We start from the raw sequence: 2755 nt of genomic DNA on the forward strand, positions 1-2755 counted from the left end.
ACTCGAAGGCCGTCAGCGTGACGGGGGGAACCAATGCAGTCCTCATGTCGCTTCGAATAATGGCGGCGCCGGCGTGCTGGAGCCAGCGTTCGGTGTGGTCGCGGGAGAGTTCGGGCTCGGTGTAGGTTGTCGATCCTTCGGCGGCCAGCGCGGCGAGCAAGACGGCGGACTTGACCTGCGCCGAGGCGATCGGCGAGGTATAGTCGATGCCGTGAAGCTTGCGGCCGGCAACGCGCACGGGCGGGCGGTCGTCATCGGAGCGCGTTTGGATATCGGCGCCCATGAGCAGGAGCGGCGCGGTGACGCGGCGCACCGGGCGGCGACTGAGGGAGTTATCGCCGGTCAGTTCGCAATGCAACTGGGAGCCGGCAAGGATGCCGAGCATCAGGCGCAAAGTCGTGCCGGAGTTGGCGCAATACAATTCAGCGGCGGGTTGACGGAAGGCACTGAGTCCGTGACCGTCGATGGTCGCGATGCCGTTGCGAATCGTAATTGGGACGCCCAATTTACCGAGGACCGCGGCTGTGGCGGCGACATCAGCGCCGAGCGAGAGGTTGCGAACGCGCGATTTGCCCTGCGCGAGCGCGGCAAACATGAGGGCGCGGTGCGACAGGGATTTGTCGCCGCGCAGGGTGATCTCTCCTCGCAGTGGTCGTTTCATTCCGGGATCGGCTCCGAATGAGTTGTCAGCAAGCGACGAAAGGCATCTTCATCGCCGGCGTCAAGCGCTTTTTGCGCCTGATCAAGAGAGTGGCGGAGACGCTGGAGACTGCGGCGCAGGTGGGGAGCGTTGTGCCAAAGCATCTGGAAGACCATTTCCGGATCAGACGCGGTCACGCGGGTGGCACCGCGAAAGCTGGAACAGGAGAAATAATCCAGCGCAGCGAAGTCGCGGCGGTGTTCGGTGATTTGGGCCTTGAGCAAGAACGCCAACAGGTGCGGAAGATTGCTGGAGGTGGCAAAGATGCGGTCGTGGACGCCCGAATCGACGACGACTTCCCTGGCGCCGAGTGAGGTGACCAGATCGTGAAATGGCGCGAGCGCATGATCATTGGCCGGAGCGATCGGACACGAGAAGTAGGGCTGTCCGGTGAAAAGCTGCGGATTCCAGGAGTCGGGGCCATGTTTCTCGGTGCCGGCGAGGGGATGGCCGCCGACGAAATTCGTCAAGCCGGCGGAAGTGGCTACCGCGATAATCGCTTCCTTCAGCGAGCCGGTATCGGTGACAAGAGACTTGGTTGCGAGCGCGTCGGCGTGCGTCTGCAACAACTCGATGATTTGGCGGATCGGGGTGGCCAAGATGATGACATCGGAAGCCGCGATGGTTTCCCTGCCGCTTCCCGCGATGCCGGAGACGATGTTGCGGTGGAGGGCCTCGGCACAAAGCGTGTCGTTCAGGTCGAAGCCCGTCACGATGTGATGCGATTCGGTCAGCCGGGCGGCGAGGGAGCCGCCGATTTGACCGAGACCGACGATGGCAATTTTCATCGGGCGACCGAGGCTCACACCGTCTTGCCGACGGCGGCCGAGATGTTCTTGACCTGCTTCATCATCGCGTCGAATTGCTCCAGCGTCAACGACTGATAGCCGTCGCAGAGGGCTTTGTCGGGATACGGGTGAATCTCGACGATCAGGCCGTCGGCGCCGGCGGCGATTCCGGCCAGCGAAACGGGGGGAATCAAGTGCCGCTCGCCGGTGGCGTGAGATGGGTCAAGAATGACCGGCAGGTGGGTCAGCGTCTTGAGCGCGGGGATGGCCGCGATGTCGGCGGTATTGCGAGTCAGCTTCTCGAAGGTGCGAATGCCGCGTTCACAGAGGATAACATTGTAGTTGCCGTTGGCGAGCAGGTATTCGGCGGACATGAGCAATTCTTCGATCGTCGACATCAGGCCGCGTTTGAGCAGCACGGGGCGCGATTGGCGACCGATCTTTTCGAGCATGGAGAAATTCTGCATGTTGCGCGCGCCGATTTGAATGATGTCGGCATAATCCGAGACCAGTTCGACGTCGTCCTGGGAGAGGCATTCGGTGACGATGGGAATGCCGACCTCGTCGCGGACGCGGGCGAGGATTTCGAGTCCTTTGCGGCCGAGTCCCTGGAAGGCATAGGGCGAGGTACGCGGTTTGAAGGCGCCGCCGCGAAGAATGCGGGCGCCGGCGGCTTTGGCGGCGATCGCGGCCTCGCGCACCTGCTCGTAGCTTTCGACGGCACAAGGTCCGGCCATGACGGTGACGGTATTGGCGCCGATCTTGGTGCCGTTGAGGCTGACGACGGTGGCATCGGGTTTGAATTCGCGCGAGGCGAGTTTGTATGGTTTCAAGATCGGGATAACGGCTTCGACGCCCTCGAGGCCGAGCAGGCGCTCTTTGTCGATCGAGCGTTCATCGCCGATAGCGCCGATGACGGTTTTTTCGTCGCCCTGCGAGATATGCGGCTTGAGGCCGAGTTCTTCAATGTGCCTGATCACGCCGGCCGTTTCCTTGACGGTGGCGGTCTTCTTCATAACGACAATCATCATGCTTCCTCTCCGGCCAGGTCGGGACGCAGGCGGGCGGCGTCGCCGAGATACAGATGTTTGATTTGGTCCTGCGGCCTATCGGTGTTGACGAGAATCAGGATGCGGATGACGCGCTGGAGCGCGCCGGGAACATCGATTTCGGTGGCGCACATCAGGGGCACGAGCTTAAGCCCCATTTCGCGCACGGCGTAGGCGGGATAGTCGGCGTTGAGATCGCGGGTGGCGGTGATGAAGAC

At 62.3% G+C, this 2755-nt stretch carries 4 protein-coding genes; all 4 read right to left on the bottom strand.

Annotated features, from left to right (window positions below):
- A partial coding sequence (locus IT585_13245; GenBank protein ID MCC6964212.1) for a 3-phosphoshikimate 1-carboxyvinyltransferase occupies positions 1-661 on the bottom strand: 661 nt, incomplete at its 3' end.
- Positions 658-1488 (bottom strand): prephenate dehydrogenase, encoded by an 831-nt coding sequence (locus IT585_13250; protein ID MCC6964213.1) that lies wholly within the window; start codon positions 1486-1488, stop codon positions 658-660. The genes IT585_13250 and IT585_13245, both read right to left, overlap by 4 nt.
- A gap of 14 nt (positions 1489-1502) precedes the next feature.
- A complete protein-coding gene (aroF, locus tag IT585_13255; GenBank protein ID MCC6964214.1) occupies positions 1503-2516 on the bottom strand; it encodes a 3-deoxy-7-phosphoheptulonate synthase in 1014 nt (337 codons plus the stop codon).
- Positions 2516-2755: chorismate mutase (gene aroH, locus IT585_13260; protein MCC6964215.1), on the bottom strand; the 240-nt coding region annotated here is incomplete at its 5' end. The genes aroF and aroH, both read right to left, overlap by 1 nt.

Source organism: Candidatus Zixiibacteriota bacterium (genome assembly GCA_020853795.1).
Lineage (GTDB): Bacteria > Zixibacteria > MSB-5A5 > CAIYYT01 > CAIYYT01 > JADJGC01.

What these genes read in the sequence shown, in the direction of transcription:
- IT585_13250 (MCC6964213.1), bottom strand. Translation starts at nt 1,488, where the DNA reads ATGAAAATTGCCATCGTCGGTCTCGGTCAAATCGGCGGCTCCCTCGCC.
- aroF (MCC6964214.1), bottom strand. Translation starts at nt 2,516, where the DNA reads ATGATTGTCGTTATGAAGAAGACCGCCACCGTCAAGGAAACGGCCGGC.